Here is a 981-nt window from a genome sequence, read left to right on the forward strand (position 1 = left end):
CCGGCTTGTTCTCGGTGGTCGCCCAGATTCTTGTGCCATTGGCAGCAACGCTTGCGGAGCCGGAAAAGCGCGGCAAAGTGGTCGGCACCATTATGAGCGGGCTGCTGCTGGGGATTTTGCTGGCACGTACTGTAGCCGGGTTACTGGCAGGTATTGGCGGCTGGCGCACCGTTTACTGGGTTGCAAGTGTATTAATGGTGGTGATGGCGCTGGCTTTGTGGCGTGGTTTACCAAAAGTGAAATCCGACACCCATCTGAATTATCCGCAATTGTTGTCGTCGGTATTCGGCTTGTTTATCAAAACTCCGCTGCTGCGGACCCGCGCTTTGCTCGGCTGCCTGACCTTTGCCAACTTCAGTATTCTCTGGACGTCGATGGCGTTTCTGCTGGCGTCACCGCCCTTTAATTTCTCGGAAAGCGTGATTGGTTTGTTTGGCCTCGCGGGTGCTGCGGGTGCTTTGGGTGCGCGTCCCGCTGGCGGGTTTGCGGACAAAGGCAAAGCCCATCTCACCACGACTATTGGGCTGGTGCTGTTGTTAGTGTCCTGGATTGCAACCGCGATGGGGCAGTATTCCGTTATCGCATTGATCATCGGGATTCTGGTGCTGGATTTAACCGTTCAGGGCGTACATATCACTAACCAGACGGTTATCTACCGCATGATGCCGGATGCGCGAAATCGTCTGACCGCCGGTTATATGACCAGCTACTTTATTGGCGGGGCCGCAGGTTCGCTGATCTCCGCCAGTGCTTATCAACATGCCGGATGGAATGGCGTGTGCGTGGCCGGTGCGATTGTCGCCCTACTAAATTTAGTAGTGTGGTGGCGTGGTTATCACCGCCAACCGTGATGTCACTATTCCTTTACAACCGCCAGAAATAATTTGGGGTATTAAGGGTCGTACCAGTCTGTTAAGGTTATCCCCGTTTATTAATTCGAGTGACTTTAACGTAAGAAACTTATAAATATTTAATATGGAT

1 protein-coding gene is annotated in these 981 nt (G+C 52.7%); it reads left to right on the forward strand.

All coding sequences use genetic code 11. The features are described 5' to 3' along the window. Positions 1-851, forward strand: an 851-nt coding sequence (locus MES37_RS24445; RefSeq protein ID WP_237932832.1) for an MFS transporter, incomplete at its 5' end; no start/stop codon positions are given. Positions 852-981 lie beyond the last annotated feature (130 nt).

Origin of the sequence: Buttiauxella sp. S19-1, assembly GCF_022134725.1 — a bacterium.
Lineage (GTDB): Bacteria > Pseudomonadota > Gammaproteobacteria > Enterobacterales > Enterobacteriaceae > Buttiauxella > Buttiauxella ferragutiae.